General features: G+C 48.6%; 18 protein-coding genes and 1 rRNA gene. 6 read left to right on the plus strand and 13 right to left on the minus strand.

Features of this window, described 5'->3' with window-relative positions:
- Nucleotides 1-71 precede the first annotated feature (71 nt).
- The 3 genes from KDK13_RS12435 to KDK13_RS12445 all read left to right on the plus strand — a co-directional run bounded on the left by KDK13_RS12435 (nt 72) and on the right by KDK13_RS12445 (nt 1,050).
- Nucleotides 72-305 (plus strand): hypothetical protein, encoded by a 234-nt coding sequence (locus KDK13_RS12435; RefSeq protein WP_306671105.1) that lies wholly within the window; start codon nt 72-74, stop codon nt 303-305.
- Nucleotides 306-404: 99 nt separating this feature from the next.
- Nucleotides 405-680, plus strand: a complete 276-nt coding sequence (locus tag KDK13_RS12440) for a type II toxin-antitoxin system Phd/YefM family antitoxin (RefSeq protein ID WP_257285291.1) — start codon at nt 405-407, stop codon at nt 678-680.
- On the plus strand, nt 667-1,050 hold the full coding sequence (locus tag KDK13_RS12445) for a type II toxin-antitoxin system VapC family toxin (protein ID WP_257285292.1): 384 nt from the start codon (nt 667-669) through the stop codon (nt 1,048-1,050). Before KDK13_RS12440 ends, KDK13_RS12445 begins: the two co-directional genes overlap by 14 nt.
- 318 nt (nt 1,051-1,368) lie before the next feature.
- Here KDK13_RS12445 and KDK13_RS12450 read toward each other — a convergent pair whose 3' ends face one another.
- The 10 genes from KDK13_RS12450 to KDK13_RS12495 form a co-directional block, all read right to left on the minus strand.
- Nucleotides 1,369-2,241, minus strand: coding sequence for a U32 family peptidase (locus KDK13_RS12450; protein ID WP_257285293.1), 873 nt, complete (start codon nt 2,239-2,241; stop codon nt 1,369-1,371).
- A 139-nt stretch (nt 2,242-2,380) separates the two neighbouring features.
- Complete coding sequence (locus tag KDK13_RS12455; RefSeq protein ID WP_257285294.1) at nt 2,381-3,388, minus strand: peptidase U32 family protein; 1,008 nt, start codon at nt 3,386-3,388, stop codon at nt 2,381-2,383.
- 136 nt (nt 3,389-3,524) lie between these two features.
- Nucleotides 3,525-3,647 carry a hypothetical protein gene (locus KDK13_RS12460; protein WP_257285295.1) on the minus strand — a complete coding sequence of 41 codons (123 nt, stop codon included), beginning with the start codon at nt 3,645-3,647 and terminating at the stop codon, nt 3,525-3,527.
- Nucleotides 3,648-3,678: 31 nt separating this feature from the next.
- On the minus strand, nt 3,679-4,320 hold the full coding sequence (gene thpR / locus KDK13_RS12465) for an RNA 2',3'-cyclic phosphodiesterase (RefSeq protein ID WP_257285296.1): 642 nt from the start codon (nt 4,318-4,320) through the stop codon (nt 3,679-3,681).
- Nucleotides 4,321-4,443: 123 nt separating this feature from the next.
- Nucleotides 4,444-5,859, minus strand: coding sequence for an o-succinylbenzoate--CoA ligase (menE, locus tag KDK13_RS12470; RefSeq protein ID WP_257285297.1), 1,416 nt, complete (start codon nt 5,857-5,859; stop codon nt 4,444-4,446).
- Complete coding sequence (gene menC, locus KDK13_RS12475) at nt 5,859-6,908, minus strand: o-succinylbenzoate synthase (RefSeq protein WP_257285298.1); 1,050 nt, start codon at nt 6,906-6,908, stop codon at nt 5,859-5,861. Before menC ends, menE begins: the two co-directional genes overlap by 1 nt.
- Nucleotides 6,909-6,928: 20 nt before the next feature.
- Entirely contained in the window at nt 6,929-7,768 is an 840-nt protein-coding gene (gene menB / locus KDK13_RS12480; protein WP_257285299.1) for a 1,4-dihydroxy-2-naphthoyl-CoA synthase, read from the minus strand.
- Between the two features lie 30 nt (nt 7,769-7,798).
- Complete coding sequence (gene menH / locus KDK13_RS12485; RefSeq protein WP_257285300.1) at nt 7,799-8,608, minus strand: 2-succinyl-6-hydroxy-2,4-cyclohexadiene-1-carboxylate synthase; 810 nt, start codon at nt 8,606-8,608, stop codon at nt 7,799-7,801.
- The gene (gene menD, locus KDK13_RS12490) at nt 8,605-10,368 is read right to left on the minus strand and encodes a 2-succinyl-5-enolpyruvyl-6-hydroxy-3-cyclohexene-1-carboxylic-acid synthase (RefSeq protein WP_257285301.1); all 1,764 of its coding nucleotides are present in this window, start codon (nt 10,366-10,368) and stop codon (nt 8,605-8,607) included. Before menD ends, menH begins: the two co-directional genes overlap by 4 nt.
- 123 nt (nt 10,369-10,491) lie before the next feature.
- Nucleotides 10,492-11,910, minus strand: coding sequence for an isochorismate synthase MenF (locus KDK13_RS12495; protein WP_257285302.1), 1,419 nt, complete (start codon nt 11,908-11,910; stop codon nt 10,492-10,494).
- 275 nt (nt 11,911-12,185) lie between these two features.
- Between KDK13_RS12495 and KDK13_RS12500 the strand changes: the two genes are divergently transcribed.
- Nucleotides 12,186-12,530, plus strand: a complete 345-nt coding sequence (locus KDK13_RS12500; protein WP_257285303.1) for a hypothetical protein — start codon at nt 12,186-12,188, stop codon at nt 12,528-12,530.
- A 58-nt stretch (nt 12,531-12,588) separates the two neighbouring features.
- On the opposite strand, the gene KDK13_RS12505 is transcribed toward KDK13_RS12500, so the two are convergent.
- On the minus strand, nt 12,589-12,813 hold the full coding sequence (locus tag KDK13_RS12505; protein WP_257285304.1) for a hypothetical protein: 225 nt from the start codon (nt 12,811-12,813) through the stop codon (nt 12,589-12,591).
- A gap of 155 nt (nt 12,814-12,968) precedes the next feature.
- On the opposite strand from KDK13_RS12505, the gene KDK13_RS12510 reads away from it, so the two are divergent.
- Complete coding sequence (locus tag KDK13_RS12510; protein ID WP_257285305.1) at nt 12,969-13,517, plus strand: hypothetical protein; 549 nt, start codon at nt 12,969-12,971, stop codon at nt 13,515-13,517.
- Here KDK13_RS12510 and putP read toward each other — a convergent pair.
- Complete coding sequence (gene putP, locus KDK13_RS12515) at nt 13,514-15,040, minus strand: sodium/proline symporter PutP (RefSeq protein WP_257285306.1); 1,527 nt, start codon at nt 15,038-15,040, stop codon at nt 13,514-13,516. The two genes, KDK13_RS12510 and putP, sit on opposite strands and share 4 nt — an antisense overlap.
- Nucleotides 15,041-15,261: 221 nt before the next feature.
- On the opposite strand from putP, the gene KDK13_RS12520 reads away from it, so the two are divergent.
- Nucleotides 15,262-17,928: a WH2 domain-containing protein gene (locus KDK13_RS12520; protein WP_257285307.1), complete on the plus strand. Its 2,667-nt coding sequence runs from the start codon at nt 15,262-15,264 to the stop codon at nt 17,926-17,928.
- Between the two features lie 87 nt (nt 17,929-18,015).
- Here KDK13_RS12520 and rrf read toward each other — a convergent pair.
- Nucleotides 18,016-18,131 (minus strand): 5S ribosomal RNA (gene rrf, locus KDK13_RS12525).
- Between the last annotated feature and the right edge of the window lie 6 nt (nt 18,132-18,137).

Consider the following 18,137-nt stretch of genomic DNA (forward strand, 5'->3'; position numbering starts at 1 on the left):
TGAGAAAACAGCCTGTCAGTGGAAATCTTCAATGATTAAGTAAGGCCACAGACTGGTGTTTTCAATGGCTGATGGGTTTTCGGACAAGCACTACTTATATCAATATTGAAAATGAGACAGGCCTGGTAGTTCCTCCCTCAAATCCCATCGCTTTAAGAGAGGCGATGCTTACCCTCTGGAATAATCCTCAATTAGCTTCCCGCCTCGGCATCAATGCCAGAGCCCGTTATGAACAGCTTTTTACCGTTGATAAAATGGTGAGGCGTTATGCGGAGCTTTATCGGCGTGTATTATCTCGTTATTAAGATACACCTTCCTACAGTTTCCACAAAAAACTTTAATGTTTCGATAATAAAATGTACGCTCTATATTTACGAGCGTACACACTTATGGGATTTTGCTTTATGCCTACGCAGCAGAAACCAGAGCTGAGTATCCAAGGGGTAACCCTGACTCAGCTTCGCAAGAATATCTATCAACTTGTGGATCAAGTGATCGCCAGTGGTAAGCCATTAACCATTGAACGGGGGGGAACTATTTTAAAACTGGATGTTGTCACCAGAGCTTCATCAAAGCTTGGCAATCTCAAGGTCCGCGATACGTTGCTACCACCGGATAAGGCAGATGGTCTTGAGGAAGCGATCACCCACCAATGGGAGCCAGATAATGGTTTTGATTGATACCCATATTGTGGTCTTTCTGCACAGTGGTGATTTGAGCAAGGTTTCCCCACAGGCCCGGGAGCAACTTGAATATCATGATATTGTTTTGCCAGAACTGGCCAGGCTGGAGCTTCAGTATTTGCATGAGATTGGCCGGATTGCCTATACCCCTGCCGAGATAGTGGCTGACTTGTATGGTGATGTGGGCATGGTTTGTTCGAAAACACCTACCGCAGGACTGGTTCAATCGGCCATGGGTATTCACTGGACGCGGGACGTTTTTGACCGGCTGATTGCCGCTGATGCCATGTTTTGTGATTGCCCGTTGATTACCCGTGACCAGCGTATCATTGAGCATTTGCCGCAGGCGTTCAGTGCCCGCTGTTGAGCAGAAACCGTAGTCAGGGCTTGAAACTTGGACAGGCCGTTGCGGATTGAATATAAAGGGAGCGGATTGGGCATCTTTCCCGGGTGCGCTAAAGCAATCGTTGAAGTTAAGCCCTCATACCTTCTGGAGTTGGGCTGTTATGTGGTTAAGCTACACATTTTGGAAAAGCTTTAAAGACACCAAGGCACAAAGGAAGCCTTTTTTGATTGCCAAGCATAGCTCAGGCAAGTCCAAAAAACTTTTGTGTCTTCGTGCCTTTGTGGTTCACTTCTTTTCAGGGGCTTTCGCAACACCCTCACGGTGATTGCTCCCAGTTGCTCAATGGCTTATGCCGGGCCTACCTGACCAGTAGCCATTACACTGTTGATTCTCAGAAGTAATAGCCGTAATACCATGCCCCATTGCCCGCACCAGTTCATCTGCCACTTTCAGAATATCCTGCGAATGACCGGAAAGACGCATCGCCTTTACCCCAGCACTTTCCATTGCCTGCCACTGATCCAGAATATTATGACAGCTGCCAGACAGTGTCTGGATACCATTGATGGTGAACAGCGCATCGCCTTCCTGGGTCGCCAGGGGAATGCCTGCCGATGACTTGATGCAGCTGAACTCGCAGCTGTCTTTGTTCAGCTCATGGGTACGGGCGGTAAAACAGCGGGCAGAGTAAGCCAGTGGTAGATAGCCATAGCTGAATACCTCGGTTTCCAGATCAGTAATGCCCAGCTCTTGTAATCGGGCCATGATCAATTTGAGATGTTCGAAAGAGAGTTCCACCGGCAGAACCCAGCGTTTTAACCCCGTACGATGCAGGACCTGTAACGCTTCAGCACTATAGAGGTTCACTGAGGGACCGGTACTGAAAGGAACGCCCGCTTTTGCAAGATAGTGGACAGCCGCCATATCATTGGCCTCTACGACAAACGTCCCGTTTTCACAGATCTTACTCACCTGCGCCAGTTCGGATTCTGCCTCAATCAGGGTCAGTGTGGACAGAACCACCTCTTTCCCTTTTGCCTGCAATAACTTCGCTATGGCTAACCAGTCATCCAGCTTCAGTTCTCGCCTTTTGGAGCAGACGACTTCCCCCAGGTAGATTCGATCAAAGCCGGATTCAGCCACTTTCTCGTAAAAGGCAGTCACTTCTTGTTTAGGCCAGAAGAACAGTAATGGGCCAAGGGTAATTTGCATCGTTTATTCCATATCTTTTGCCGTGAAAAATATTTTGCTTAACCATTTTTCATTCCTGAGGGTGGCGCAAAATATTTCCACGCGCCATGGGCATTTTTGGGCATGACCCGGAATGTACCAGGTAGCGATAGCATGACGATCACTGCCAGGGGCGATTATATGCACCCAATGTCGTTTGGCTACCTTCAGACAATCGGGACAGGCCAGCCATCCAGCGATCATTGGTGGTAAAACCATCGGGATTTGCCCGGTAATGATCCAGTGCTTCCCGCCAGATGCGCACCACTTCGGCCACATAGGCCGGGCTTCGCTGCCGGCCCTCAATTTTGACCGCACTTATGCCAGCCTGATGCAGCTGCGGAATCAGGTTCAGTGTATTGAGACTGGTTGGTTCTTCGATGGCATGGCTGACCTTGTCATTCACGGTAAAGCGTCCCTTGCACAGGGTCGGATACCCTGCCTGCTCATGATGATCAAAACGGTCGATCAACAGCCCCCCCAACCGGGTATCCATACCATTGGCTGTTGTCTGCCAGCGTACAGCCGATGCAGGAGAACAGGCACCCACGGTATTGGGTGACTCTCCCGTGACATAGGATGAGAGAATGCAGCGCCCTTCAGCCATAATGCAAAGACTGCCAAAGGCAAATACCTCCAGTTCTACCGGGCTTTTCTGAGCCAGTCGCTCAACCTGCTTTAACGACAGCACCCTGGGCAGTACGGCGCGTTTAATACCGAAATGATCATGATAAAAAGACAGGCTGGCCTGATTGGTGGCAGAAGCCTGAACGGAAAGGTGAAGATTAAGGTCAGGGTATCGCTTGCTGGCATAGTCCAGCACGCTGATATCTGCAGCAATCAGCGCATCGACACCGAAGTCGGCGCACATATCCACTGCTTTTTTCCAGCGGTTCCAATTGCTCGCCTGGGCATACGTGTTTACCGCAACGAATAGCCGAACCTTTTTTCCACGGGGATTTTTATTAACGTAATCCAGCGCCTTCATTGCCCGCTGATCGGAAAAATTCAGACCTGCAAAATGCCGGGCATTGGTTTCATCCCGAAAGCCAATATATACGGCATCAGCACCATTATCGACAGCGGCTTTCAGGGAAGGAAGGTTACCGGCAGGACACACCAATTCCATATAGAATTATCCAGTAGTTTTTCTGCAGCATATCACGCTGCAGAAAAAAACGACTTGATACTTATCAAGAAATAAGTATCAACACTTAGGCAAGTGTTTATTCAGGCATGGTTGCGGAGTGTGTTTTGCGTTTGATTTAGGATTGTGGGTTTTCCGTTGCCCGAAAAAGCCGTTTCCCGTTGCCCGTTTCCCGTTCCCGAAAAAGAAAAAGCACAAGCGCCCTGTCTTTTTCGGGCAACGGGAAACGGGCAACGCTCACTAAACCATCCCGGTTATTAAACGACAACTCATTATGCACTGATCGCCAGCGGCAACAACGGGAAAGCCTGGAGGGATTTATATCGCGTGCCTATCGATGTACTCTCACTTTCCAGTAATACCACCTCACCAACAGTCATCCGGTAGCTGGGAAGGTTAAAATACTGACTGTGAGTGGCATGTTGCGGGTGTTTAAACCGCCCCAGTGTCACATGGGGCCGAAAGCTCCGGGTTTCAGCACTGAAGCCCGACTGCACAGCTGCCCGCTCACAAATATCGGCAAGCCGTTTTAATTCCTGCCCAGAATGCATCTCCAGGGCAAGCACCCGGGGGATTCGCCCATTTGGAAAGAAACGAAAACAGCCGGTCATACTGTCAAAGGTATGGTAATCGGCCAAATCATTTTCAAGGTTGCCAATTAGCTGCTGTAGTTGATGAGGGTAGCTGTTTCCAAGAAATTTCAGGGTAATATGCTGCTGCTGTGGAGCTACCCAGCGCAAGTCATGGACATGCCCTTCACCAGCTCGATGAATGGCCTTCTTATGAAGTGTTGCAGCAAGCTCAAGGGGAAGTTTTACTGCAAGAAAAGCCCTTACCGGAGAATTATGGGGCTGGGCCTCATCAAAGGTGGCCAGATCACTGGGAGCGTTGTAGCTAATGTGATTATTTTTCATATTATTCTAACTTCAACGTCTGACGGTTAAATTCAAACCAACTGCACCCTGCAACTCAGTTTGGCTAAGACTATTGAATCCAGTCTAGTACATTGTCGGCAGAAGTCTGCCTGTGTCGTAATGTTATTCTAAAAGTGCCTGAAAAAAGCGGCGATTAATCTTGATCCCTGACTCTGCTATCTGCTCAGGAAATAAACGGATATGTACAGGTATTTTGAATTTAGCTATCTTGCCTGCCAGTCTTTCTTTTGTAAATGGCTCATTCAGAGTACCGTCCACGGTCTGGACATAAGCAACAGGGCGGTGACCATACTCAGGATCCGTCATTGAAACAACCACCGCCTGGATAATTTCCGGGAATCCCAGCAAAGCCTGTTCAATCTCTTCGGGATGAATATTCTCCCCCCCTGAGATCAGCATGTTATCCATGCGACCATCTACCTGTAACTGTTCACCGTACCAACGCCCTTTATCACCCGTACAAAACCATCCACGAGGACCCGACAACGGAGTAACCTCACCATTTTGAAAATACCCCTTTGCCAGTGTTTCTCCACGCACTTGAATCTCACCTTCCTCTGTCAGCCGAACCTCACGCCATGGCAATACAGTTCCGGAAGTAACACCACTACCGGTAAACAGTGGTTCTCCTGTACAAACCTGGGAAGTCATCTCGGTCATGCCATAGGTCGTCAGAACAGTGACCCCCTGCTCTTTTACCTCATGCACCAGCCTGGGGGAGGCGACACCTCCACCCAGCAGAATATAACGTACTCCTGTATCGTAGAGTGATAACCCGGACTGAATCAGCCTGAACAACTGGGTATTCACCAGGGAAAGATGAGTCAATCGCTGTCTGGTCAACATCTCATCCAGCGGCAAACGTCGTTCAAACAGCACCCGTTCAAACAGCACCATTGTGGCACCAGCCAGCAGGCAACGCATAACAATAGCCAGCCCACCTACATGAAACAGCGGCAAGGATAAAAGCCAGGTATCACCATAGCTTAATGGCAATGTATGCATCGAGCCTAACGCACTGAAATAATGATTTTTATAACTGTGCGCCACCGCCTTTGGGATGCCCGTCGTTCCAGAGGTTGCGATCAGGTCGTAAACGGCTTCCGCATTGATTTTAATGGGCTTAAGACCACCCTCTGATCGTGGACACATTTCTGACATACGACGATGGAAGCGAACACCCGCACTGTCTGCCACCAGCGTAGCACCAGTCCGATGACGATATCCTGACATTTGCTCTTCCGGAAAGGCTGGATTTACCGGGCAGAAAACCCATTCGGCACGAAGGCAGGCCAATGCAACCACCACCGTATCCAGCGGCTTACGGGTGACAAACAGAAGTCGATTTCCGGCTTTCATCCCCTTATCGCGGTATACACGGCAACACTCATCCACCCATTCATCAAGCAACCGGAAAGTGACAGTGCTCTCCTCCAGTTGAATCGCTGTACAGGTGGACTGATGAATGGCTCGATGACGTAATGGACAATGTTGTAATTCAGGAAAGATCGTTTTCATCAACTGCTTTCTTCTATGCTGCTGTTCAACTTTGTATCTGCCGGGCTGACAAAAGCAGGGTTAATGGAAACCGGCTGACCGGCAATAATCATTTCAGAGGTCAGGCTGTCGATAAAAGCGGATGAAGTGTCCAGGCCTGGTCGCTCCCCCGGTGTCCACTGAGCACTGAGCTGAGCCAGAATGTGCAAACCAATGGATGACTCATACGAGGAACTGAAAACAGTCCGGATACCGAGGTTTCTGCCCGTTGTCACCAGATGCCGACAACGCGCCAGCCCCCCCACCAGTGTCGGCTTTATAACAACGGCAGCCAGGCCCGGCATGGGTTGTAGAAGGTATTCCGGGTTCTGGACAGTTTCATCCAGGGCAAAACGAAGCCCGGTCTTCTCGTAGAGTTGTGAAAATTCGTCCACATTAGCGGTCGGCTCTTCAACAAAAGTAATTCGCTCAACATCAATAGAGGCAGCAACCCTGATGGCTTGATCCAATGTCCATTGCTGATTGGCATCCAACTTGATATTGACGGACTTCGGCAAAGCCTGCAGAACGGTGTTAATTCTAACACAGTCTTCTTCAATGGAGTCCCGTCCTATCTTTAACTTGAACTCTGTCGGCCAGTTTCCCTGCCACTGTGCCAGCCGGTGGATAATATGCTCGGTGCTGCCCTGCAAAAGTGGTCCGGTTTCTGGCGGGTCAAACCAATGTTTCTGTTGCCACCACCACAGCGCGGATTCAATGCCAAATAGCACTGACGGTATTGGCTGTAACCGCAGAACATCGGTAAGAAAAGCACTGTTCTCAACATCTCTGAGAGATAAAGTCTGGCCATCATCAACTGCCCGACAGAAAGCCTGAAGTTGCTTTTCGGCCTCTGAGAGACTCTCACGGCTAAACCCCGGCAGTGGCGCTATGTCGCCATAACCACACCGGTTGCCGATACGCAAACGCAAAATCAGCCCTTCCCGCTTCTTCAGGCAGGCATGCTTCAGCAATAACGGCTGTTTTAAAGGCAGCCGATACCTCAGGATATCGGCCTTACAGTCTTTCATCGATTGGTAAAAAAGGGGGTTCAGGAATTACGACCGAAGCGGCTGAAATCCGGCTGACGTTTTTCCAGGAAAGCATCACGTCCCTCCTGTGCCTCTGCACTCATATAGAACAGCAGGGTCGCGTTACCCGCCAGTTCCTGAAGACCAGTTTGACCGTCGCAGTCGGCATTCATGGCTGATTTCAGACAGCGAATCGCCAGAGGGGAATGTTGTAAAATCTCACGACACCATTCTACGGTTGTCCGCTCCAGCTCTGCCAGAGGCACAACGGTATTGACCAGTCCCATATCTTCAGCCTGTTTCGCATCGTACTGACGACAGAGAAACCAGATTTCCCGGGCTTTTTTCTGACCAACGATACGGGCCAGATAGCTGGCACCAAAACCACCATCGAATGAGCCCACCTTAGGGCCTGTCTGACCAAAACGGGCATTATCCGCCGCAATCGTCAGATCACAGACCAGGTGCAGGACATGACCACCACCGATGGCATAACCGGCTACCATGGCAATAACCGGCTTTGGACAGGTTCTGATCTGACGTTGCAGATCGAGAACATTCAGATGATGAGCCCCTTTATCATCCTTGTAGCCAGAATCGCCGCGAACGCTCTGGTCTCCACCGGAACAGAAAGCCAGATCGCCAGCGCCGGTCAGAATCACCACCCCCACCGACTCATCAAAACGTGCCAACTCCAGAGCTTTCTGGATTTCTACAATAGTCTGCGGTCGAAAAGCGTTGCGTTTTTCCGGGCGGTTAATGGTAATTTTGGCCATACCTTCTGCCCGGTGGTACAAAATGTCCTGGTAATCACCACTGAGGTTTTCCCAGATCACACCTGAATCCAGCTGCTTGCTCATATCCAACTCCTGATAGCTCTATATAGCCCTTTAGAAAAGCGCTCTGAGCAACCGGGCCATGGCCTCGGGTTGCTCCCGATGAACATTGTGCCCACACCCGGTCACAGGGTGGACACGGTATACCACATGCTCTACCAGTAAATACTGTCCAAGCTGCGCAAACTTGTGATCATTTTCACCATGAAAATAATGAACACGAGGGGAAAGTGGTGAATCAGCCTTTATCCGGGTAAGTGCCCGGCGATAGTCTGGCTGCTTCGATAGACTGAATGCCATCAAGGCATCGGCTAATAGTAGACCACTGCCTTGTGAGCGCTCATCAATTAAAGACAGAACCTGACTATCCTCCAGGTCGGAAAAAACCGGCTGTTTATACCAGTCCCAAAGAACATCAGCCACTGGCTCCTGGCGAAAACGCCTGGCCCACTGAAGATCTGACTGGTATCGTTCGCTTCTTTCCTGTTCACTGACCAGCCCCGGATGTGCTCCTTCCAGAATAAGCTTCCCGACTCGCTCAGGGAAAGCAATGGTATAGGCCATGGACAGGCGGCCACCCAGTGAATAGCCCAGCAGATTAAGCCGTTTCAGGCTGATGCCTTCTGCCTGTTCAATGGCCTGAATCGTCTGTTCCAGACGATGACAGAAATAGTCAGCGCCCTGCGAGTCTTCCTCTAGCCACTGACTTGAACCATGCCCCGGCAGGTCAACCGTAATCAGATGATAGTCGTCTTTCAGCAATGCCAGCAGCGACCGCCAGTCACTTGCACTGCCCAGAAACCCATGCAGTAACACCACTGCTGGTGCGTTGATATCACCAGAGCAGTAGTAGGACAGGCTCACAGTGTTTTCGCCATAGCGACGGCCTGTTCAATACTTTTTGCCCCCAGGCCAGACTCCGTAACGACTTCAATAATGGTGCAACCAGCCTTATTGCAGGCTTGATTAAACTGCCGGGTAAAGTCATCAATGGATTGTGGTGCCGAGTAATCAATTCTGAACAGCTCAGCAGCATGCTGTGCTGAAAGGCCATGGGGTGTGACAAAATAATCATTAGTGACACGGGCAGCAGCACTGTCCACCCCTCTGGTAGTCACATAGAAAATACCACCACCGTCGTTATTAACCAGCACAATAACCAGCGGCGTTTTACACTGAGCGGCCAATTGCAGGGAGTTAAGGTCATGGAGGAAAGAGATGTCCCCGATCAGTAAAACCATTGGCCCCTGGTTTCCTGCAGCGCACCCTGTTGCAGTGGCAATAAGCCCATCGATGCCACTGACGCCACGGCTTGCATATACCCGTGGTAAATGGTGTGTTGAGAATATATCCACCATGCGAATGGGCAGACTGTTACCCAGGAATAAGCTGCTGCCCGGTGGTAGCAGTTCCCCCAGGGAAGCACCGAGCCATTGCTCATTAAGCTGGCCTGGCCGTTGACTTTTCAGCAATTCACCAAGCTTCTCTGCCTGTGCCAGAAATGGCATGCTCCAATCCATGTTAGCCTGTATCGCTTCACTGCTGAGCAACAGTTGATGGCACATCGACTCAATATCACCCACCAGCCGCACACTCTGTCGCTGTCCTGTATCGACTCGTCTCGGAGCAGGATCAAGCATCCAATATTCCTGCCAATGGTGCCGGCCAATAAACTGATCCAACCGTTTGGACGTCAGGTAACCGCCAATCTGTAGCACACGGTTGACCTTATTAAACAGGTTTTCGCTGGCAGAACTGGCCAGTAACAGGTCAGCATGCCTGATGGCTTTCGGGTGACCGTGCAGCTGTGATTGAACATCGGCTATTAACGGCCAGCCCAGGCGTTCTGATAACTGCACAATGACATTAACATCAGTCTCAGGCATCACCCGCCCCGCAACAATCAAACCTTCACCATCAGCAAAATGCAGCCAACGACCGATATCAGGCAGCCGGGTTAACTCTGGTACAAAGTACTCTGTATAAGGCGTTGACGAGGTAATCCATGGTTGGATACTGGCAAGATAAGCGTCATTTTCAATATGGGCTGTTTCTTTCGCCGGTTCTTCCGCCTGGTGGGGGTACAGCGGTTCCCGAAACATGCAGTTAATATGCAGAGGCAGCCCCAGCGCTGATGACCGGGCAAACGTCTGGTCAATACTGCCCAGCAGCCAACGCAGGGAGATAGACCTGTCCGGCGTTGGCAAATCCAGCGTCGCTCCGGTGTAGTTACCAAAGATATTCAGCTGTTCAATGGCCTGATTGGCGCCGCAGTCAATCAACTCGGGAGGTCGATCAGCGGTCAAAACCACCAGCGGTATACCCGACTGGTGCGCTTCGATAATGGCTGGGTAGAGATTGGCAACCGCAGTGCCTGAAGTGGTAATCAAAGCCACTGGTTCTCCGGTGGCTTTGGCCAGCCCCAGGGCAAAGAAGCCAAGCCCCCGCTCATCAAAATGAACATGGCGGGTCATACCTTTATGATCTGCCACGGCAAATGTCAATGGCGCTGAGCGAGACCCCGGGGCAATACAGCAATGCCGGACGCCCAGTCGCCACAGCTCTTCAATCAGCACCGCAGACCAGATGCCGTTGATATTTGCGTAGTCGGTTTTAACTGTCATGAACAAACTCACTGGCCCAGGCAGCCAGCCATAGATGAAGTATTACAGTATTTATTGCTACTGCACTTTTTCAGGGTTTTCAGCAGGTACGTTAAGGAACGGTCCTGAAATAACTTCCACATGTTAACAGACGCTTCCTGCTGCCCGCCTCCCGCTACCCGAAAAGGCAGAACCGCTTGTGCTTGTACGATCAAGAATATCCAGTACCGTAGCAATTTTATTATCCAACTCGGACCACTCCTCGGCAGCCACCGAGTCTTTGACAATACCTGCACCGGAGTAAAGCATCAGGGTGTTATCAGCCAGTCGGGCACTGCGAATCGCCACACTGAAATCGCTTTTTTGAACACCAACAACCCCACACACACCCGCATACAATCCACGGGCATAGGGTTCATTTGCTTCAATAAACGAAAATGCTGCCTCCCTTGGAGTTCCTCCCACGGCAGGGGTCGGATGAAGGACATCCAGTAACTGTTCATCAAACACATCACGGTTCAGTATTCCACGAATCTGGTAACGCAAATGCTGAATATGGCGAAGTTTAACAATAGAGTGGCTGCGATCCGCTTCCAGGGACTGACAGAGCGGTTGCAGCTTACGGCAGATATCATCCAGAACCAGACGGTTTTCATGGATATTTTTACGATCGTTCATCAGCTGGGTTTCAAGCTGAGCATCATCATGCAGGTTCTGACCACGTAAAATTGTGCCTGCCAGGGCCTCGGTAGAAATAATATTTTCCAATCGCTTGACCAGTCGCTCAGGAGAGCAGCCAAAAAACGTTTGTCCCTCCCCCTGAAATAAGAACTGATAGGAGTGCGGGTTCGCCTGCTGCCAGGTGTACAGCAATGAGAATGGAGAAAGGTGCCCCTTCAGTTTCAGACACGTTTCCCGGGACAACACCACCTTATCCAGCAGGCCTGAACCGAAGTCCTGTCTGGCCTTGCCAACCAGTTGATCCCAGACCTTGGAGTCCGGCTGGTACCCTTCAAGCTGAAAAGTAAAGTCAGCCTCGGGCAACTGCTGACGGTAGTTGAGTGCTGCGATAATCCCAAGAGCCTTACGAATACTGCTGTGGTATTGCGAAACACTGTCAGACCTGAGGTTCACACCCAGAACCATGCCCTTGCGAGTCTGAACCAACTCCAGCAGTGGCAGGATGACCATCCCATAACCGAAAGCAGGCCATATTGAATATTCATCATCCGCAAAAGAGAGATAACAGAGGCAGTGACAGCTCTCATGCTCCGGCAAATGACCCAAGAGTTTTCGGACAGTGGTAAATGCAGAAGCCAGGTCCCGGCGACAGGATAATTTTTCTGACCAGCTATAACCAATCGCCGCTATAGCATGATCGCCTTCCCTGTCAGCCCAGAACGCTTTTTCAGCACCGTCCTGTGCCGCCAGAAAACCATGCAGGTGAATAACCGGCAACGGGAGTTCAATTCTGACAAGCCGCTTGTCAGGCACAGGTTGAGACAACAGCTTTTTCAGCTGTTCCACCATCAATGCAAACTGAGCCTGAGTTTCACTGGTCAAGACATTCTGCCAATCAATGAGTAAAAAAATAAAGCATCGTAAGATAACGGAATTGTACGTAGATTGGCCACCGGTATCTGGATCGTATTTACCGAGAAAAGACAGGCTATCGCTAGGGGTATGGCCAACAAAATGTAATAGTAGATGAATTTTTCAACGTATCTTCTTATCATTGCCTGTCTTTCAACATTGAAATTCATGCCTTTCAAACAGAACTGAACCCTCGATGTGTGTCATCAGGTAGTCTTGTTCATCAGTACGGGTAACTATTCACCATGGCCACCAATGGAGAGTCAGCCAGAAAATGGTTGGAACAGAACAGGGAACAGATCTCGGAAGAGCGAATTCTCCAAATACGCAGTAATCTGGTCAAAAAAATAAACCAGATATCGGATGCTGATAACCTGAATGAATCGGATGAACATCAAGGGCTATTAGAGGCCCTTGATGTAATGGATGCCTGGCTTCAGGAACGCGCAAAACCAGAGGAAACCTTGGCAGAAGCGTCAGCGCTGGATTACAGCCCACTCATTCAGGAGCCATCGGAACCAGCCCCTCAGCTGACCCGGGAAGAGAAGCTGCGACGCTTCCAGAACCTCCTGAAAGACACGCAAAAATAACCGTGCTGGTAAGGTTGCGCTCAGGAGGAGACAACCTCACCGACCGGATGCCGGGGTATCACACTTTCAACCGCTCACATTCCTCAACGACCCGATCATAGGTCCAGTCACCGTTTCCGGGATGCTTAACCTCATGTTCAATCAGCTTCTGACACATCTGCATAGGATTCAGTCCCTTTTTTGCCAGTCGCTCCAGTGTCTGCTTCAGCTCATTGTCTGCTTCACTGAATTCCTGGGCGCTTCTGGATCCTTTCTTTCTGACTGCAACTTTTATTTGCTTCATCGTCAACTCACCTAAAACCATGTGGGAACCTGGGAGACTACCTCAAAATAGAGCCCTGGCGAGGAGTAGCAATGGGCTGATCTATTCTCAGGCAACCTCCCGGATAATCTATACTCTATTCATCAATTCTGCGCGCAGTAAAGCAGGAGATTACCATGAAACGTCTCTACTACCTGACCGGCTCACTCGACAGTGTAACCAACATTACTGAAGATCTGCACCAGGACGGTATCACCGACTGGCATCTGCATGTTTTAAGCCGAAATGAAGCAGGCCTATATCACAAGCAAGTTCACAGTGCCAACATGCTCCAGGAAAACGATGTGCTCCACTCAGGAGAGTTAGGCGCCCTCATTGGTGGAGTTGCTGGTCTGCTGGCGGCCACTGTGATTGAATGGTGGAACCCGATTGGGGTCGATATCCCGCTTCCCGCCCTCCTGTTGGTCGCTGGCGTGTTCACCATGTTTGGTGCATGGAGCGGTGGGTTGGCAGGCATCACCCGCGAGAATTACAAAACGGCTCGATTCCACGACGATCTGGTTAAAGGCAAACACCTGATTATGGTGGATGTATCCAAACAACAAGAGCAACGGGTGCGCTATCACCTGAGCAGGTATCATCCTGAAGCCTGTCTTGCCGGTGAGGATACCACCTTGACACTCCCTTTCAGCCCAAACTTCTGGCGCTACCCACGCCATAACTAGTCAATAACCGGCTCATCTTGATTATCCGACGATGGGGATTTCAATAGCGCCTGCACCTTCTGAAAGGTTTCTGACTCCACCTTGGCAGGTGCTTTACCCATCAGGCTAAACACTACGATTGCCATTGAAGCTGCGATAAAGCCGGGAATAATCTCGTAAACTTCAAAAATACCCCCACTGATCGAGCGCCATACCACCACAGTAATACCACCCACTACAATACCGGCCAGGGCTCCCAACCCATTCATTCTCTTCCAGTACAGTGAAAACAGCAGTGCAGGTCCAAAGGCGGCACCAAACCCTGCCCAGGCATAAGACACCATCTCAAGCACAGAACTGTCCGGGTTTAATGCCAGCACCGTGGCCAGTACCGCAATACCGACAACAGCAATACGGCCAACCATCAACATCTCACCCTGAGTGGCATTGGGACGCAGCATATTGCGATAAAAATCTTCTGCTACTGCCGTAGAACAAACCAGTAATTGAGAATCAGCTGTACTCATAATGGCGGCCAGAATAGCGGCCAGTAGAATACCAGCTATGACCGGGTGAAAGAGTGTATTAACCATCAAAATAAAAATAGCTTCGGGGTCATCCAGAACCAGCCCCTGCCGCTGGGTATAAATGATTCCGGTCAAACCTACCAGCAAGGCACCCAGCATACAGATTCCAGTCCATGAAACCGCAATACGCCGTGCCAGAGTGAGTTGATGACTGGACTGGATTGCTTTAAAACGCGCCATGATGTGTGGCTGACCAAAATATCCCAGCCCCCAGCCCAGTAATGACAAAACCGTAATCACAGAAAGGGTTTCCCCCCGAACATCAGTGAACATGTTGGTCAGATGGGGATTCAGTTCGGCAATTTCGGTAAGCACCTGGCCGGCACCTCCGGTGACTTCCAGCACGGTCACCGGCACAATCAGCAGCGCTGCCGACATCAGCAGACCTTGCACCAGATCGGTCCAGCATACCGCCAGGAAACCACCAAACAGGGTATAGGAGACCACACTCAGCATGCCAAGAATAACAGCCAGCTCATAGTCAAAGCCAAAAACAGACTCAAAGAGTTTGCCACCGGCTACCAATCCTGAACTGGTGTAAAAAAGAAAGAAAATCAGGATAAAACCAGCACTGACCGGCTGCAGGATATACTTCAGATCGGAGAAGCGGTTGGAAAAAAACTCAGGAAGCGTCAAAGAGTCATTCGCGAGTGCACTGTATACTCTTAAACGCCGGGCCACCAGAAGCCAGTTCAACCAGGCTCCTCCCAGTAACCCCAGCCCCAGCCAGATCGCTTCAAAACCGGCAGCAAACGCATACCCCGGCAGGCCCAATAACAACCATCCACTCATATCAGAAGCACCGGCGCTCAAAGCCGCCGACCATGGCCCCAGTGAACGCCCGCCGAGAAAATAGTCAGAAGAGTTTTGGGTTCTCTGCCACGCAATATAACCAACCCCCAACATGGCAACAAAATAGATCAGGAAGGTTATTGTTATTTGTATTTGGTTTTCCATAATGGGTAAACTCCTGGAGTATATATTGAACGTTAGCTCACATTTGTTTATTCAATTCGGAATACCTGCTGTTTTAATTAGTTATTGATCAAAACAGGCCTGCCAAAAATATGACTCTTACCCTCGAGATACAAAATCAATTCTGTTAAAATTCACCCTTATATTTATCCGATTAATGTACACTATCATTTACTCATGACATTATAATTTTGGATGCAGACATGGATAGCCAACGCATATCACCCCAACCCATCGATCAAATAAAAATACCTGACCAAAAACCAGCAAAGTATGCAGGAATTGAATCAGGCAAGGAAACCAAAATTTTAAATAGCCATGGAAAACTGGCTGCCCACTGGGGACGAAAGATAGAAAATTTTTTGGATATAGAGCGCATCAACCCGAAAAAATCCACCATAAACCAAAAAAGGCATGAATTCCAAAAGCTCATGACCAATAGGCGTGTTGAACTTTTAACACAAGAAGTTAAAGAAAGATCCGATCATATTGACAGCATATTGAACCTTCCTGACTCAATCCCAGAAAATTGCAATTATATTAACCGAAATGAATTCCAGAAACTTGTCCAGTCAGATGTTAAGGAATTTCTATCTTACGAAATCAGATCCTGTAACTCGGGAGAAAAACTCATTAAATTATATGAGGAAGTGATCAGGCTGAGAGATAAGAAATTCGTACCACCCAAAATAATTGATCCCCTGCTTGAGAAAATTAATAATCAAATGGCTGTACTTGTTGATAAAATGCCTAACCACCTCAGAAGCATTAGCCATGATAAAGAACAACCTCAGACTCTTGAATTGACTAAATACAAATGTAATGCTGTCAAAGGCCTGCTCGATACTGCCAAAAAAATTAATGACAACTTGTATCAAAAGCATAGAAAAGCATTAAGAAATATGATGATTGTCATGTTTTCCGAGGATGTAGAAAAAGTGACAACTGCATGCAAGACACGAAATAATCTGAAAGAGAATAAAGAATTATCGGATGAAATCAAGACTGTAAGAGATTCAATAGTCTATCCATTCTTTCAAGAAGTTTCTTCAACACCTGGAGAACATTTCAAGAAAGTCAAAATCAACACAGACAAACAAATAAAGGAATTAGAATCAGAATGTGAAATAATCCCAAACATAATCAAAAAACTTAACAAAACACTAATAAATGCCTCTAAAACTGTAGAAAATGAGGCAAAGGCAATGAAAGCCAAACAAAATATACTAAACAAGAAGAGGAAAACACAAAATACAGAGAGTGAAAACAAAAAACTTCATGATAGAGAAGCAAGAAAATTTTCAGAATTCAAAAAACAACAAGAAGCTTATATAAAACTTTACGGTGATTTAATTTCCAGACTGGAACAATTTAATTCAAGTACCGGAATATATTTTGAAGATGAACCGACGCCTGAATCAGCTTCCCCCGCACACCCGGAAGTATTCCTGACTGCCTATAGAAAATCAGAGTTAACTGAGTCGTGGAAAAACCTCCAAAATCTGGATCCAATGGATACGAATTCAAACCTGGCTTTAAAATCCTTCAATCATGCTTGCTTCGCCAGTCACTTTCAAAAAATTGTGGCAAATAAACAGGACTGGTTACCTGAGGGTGAAATAGAAAAACTCAAAAACAGTGTTCAAGAATCAGTAACAGCCAGTTCTGTTCAAAAAGAAACCTATGATCAATTGGTTGTTGCCGAGACAGCCTGTCTACTGGCCAGGCAGGCACATAAAAAAGCAACTGACAATGAGACGAAAAAAGCCAGGAAAAATCATCAACACGCCACAAGGCTACCAGGCAGTATCACCCCGGAACAGCTGGACAAGGCAAAACAGCTGAGAATGTTACATGCACAGTCAGTAGCAACCAATAGAACTGGCCGCATGGATGTGGATGCCAGGCCCGACAATGAAGTGGATAAAAACAATAATCACTCGTTAAGTAGCAGTTTTGGTGACCCAAGGGACAAAGCTTCTACTGCAAATGACGCTAAAGCACCTCAAAACGATGTTGACGCAAACACTGCCTCAGGCATACATCAAGAATCAGCTGATGAAAAACAACAAACCTTTGGGGTCAAAGGTAGGCCACTGCCACCAATACCTCGCGATAGCAATACTACGCAGATCCGTGGTGTTGAAAACCAATCCGATAGTAGACGTAAACCACAACCACCACGCAGAGGACAACTAGCACCATTACCACCAACGCGACCAGCACCGCCACCACCATTACCTTCTGGCAACACCGCAAAAAGCGGTGGCGCTAAAGACCAAACCGGAGGTAACAAACATATACCGGCACCGCCACCACCGCCGCCACTACCTTCTCGCAACACCGCAAAAAGCGTTGGCGATAAAGACCAAACCAGTGGTAACAAACATATACCGGCACCGCCACCACCGCCGCCACTGCCTTCTGGCAACACTACAAAAAGCGGTGACGGTAAAGACCAAACCGGTGGTAGCAAACGTGTACCGCCAGCACCACCGCGACCACCAGCACCAGCACCATCAGCAAGAGGCCAAACCACGAAAGGCAGTAGTAACATTAAAGCTCAAGAGCAAAGAAGTGCACTTTTAAGTGATATTCGCAATGGAAAAAAATTAAATAAATTACCTGAGGGTCTCAAAAAAGATAGATCCGCTGTGAAATTCAATGAAGGTAAAAATCGAAATCAAGATAAAGCACCAGAAGTTGAAAAGCGCGATAATTCCGCTGCAAACTCTAAACAACCTGGTCAAGAGAGTATGGGAGTTGACATTGCTGGTGCCTTGGAAAAAGCCTTCATAGATAAAGGCTTCTTGACAAAAGCCTTAAAGAAAAGAAGAGAGGATATTGAGCCTGATGAGTGGGACAGCTAACCCTACAAAGTTTGTCGAATAAGCTTTCATGTAAGACTGCACAAAAAAAATCCCAGTTGATTACTCAACCGGGATTTTCTGTTTGGTGCCTGGCGATGACCTACTCTCACATGGGGAAACCCCACACTACCATCGGCGATCGGTCATTTCACTGCTGAGTTCGGGATGGGATCAGGTGGTGCTAACCTTCTATGGTCGCCAGGCGAAAC

The sequence above is a fragment of the Endozoicomonas sp. SESOKO1 genome (assembly GCF_024606265.1).
Taxonomy (GTDB): Bacteria; Pseudomonadota; Gammaproteobacteria; order Pseudomonadales; family Endozoicomonadaceae; genus Endozoicomonas.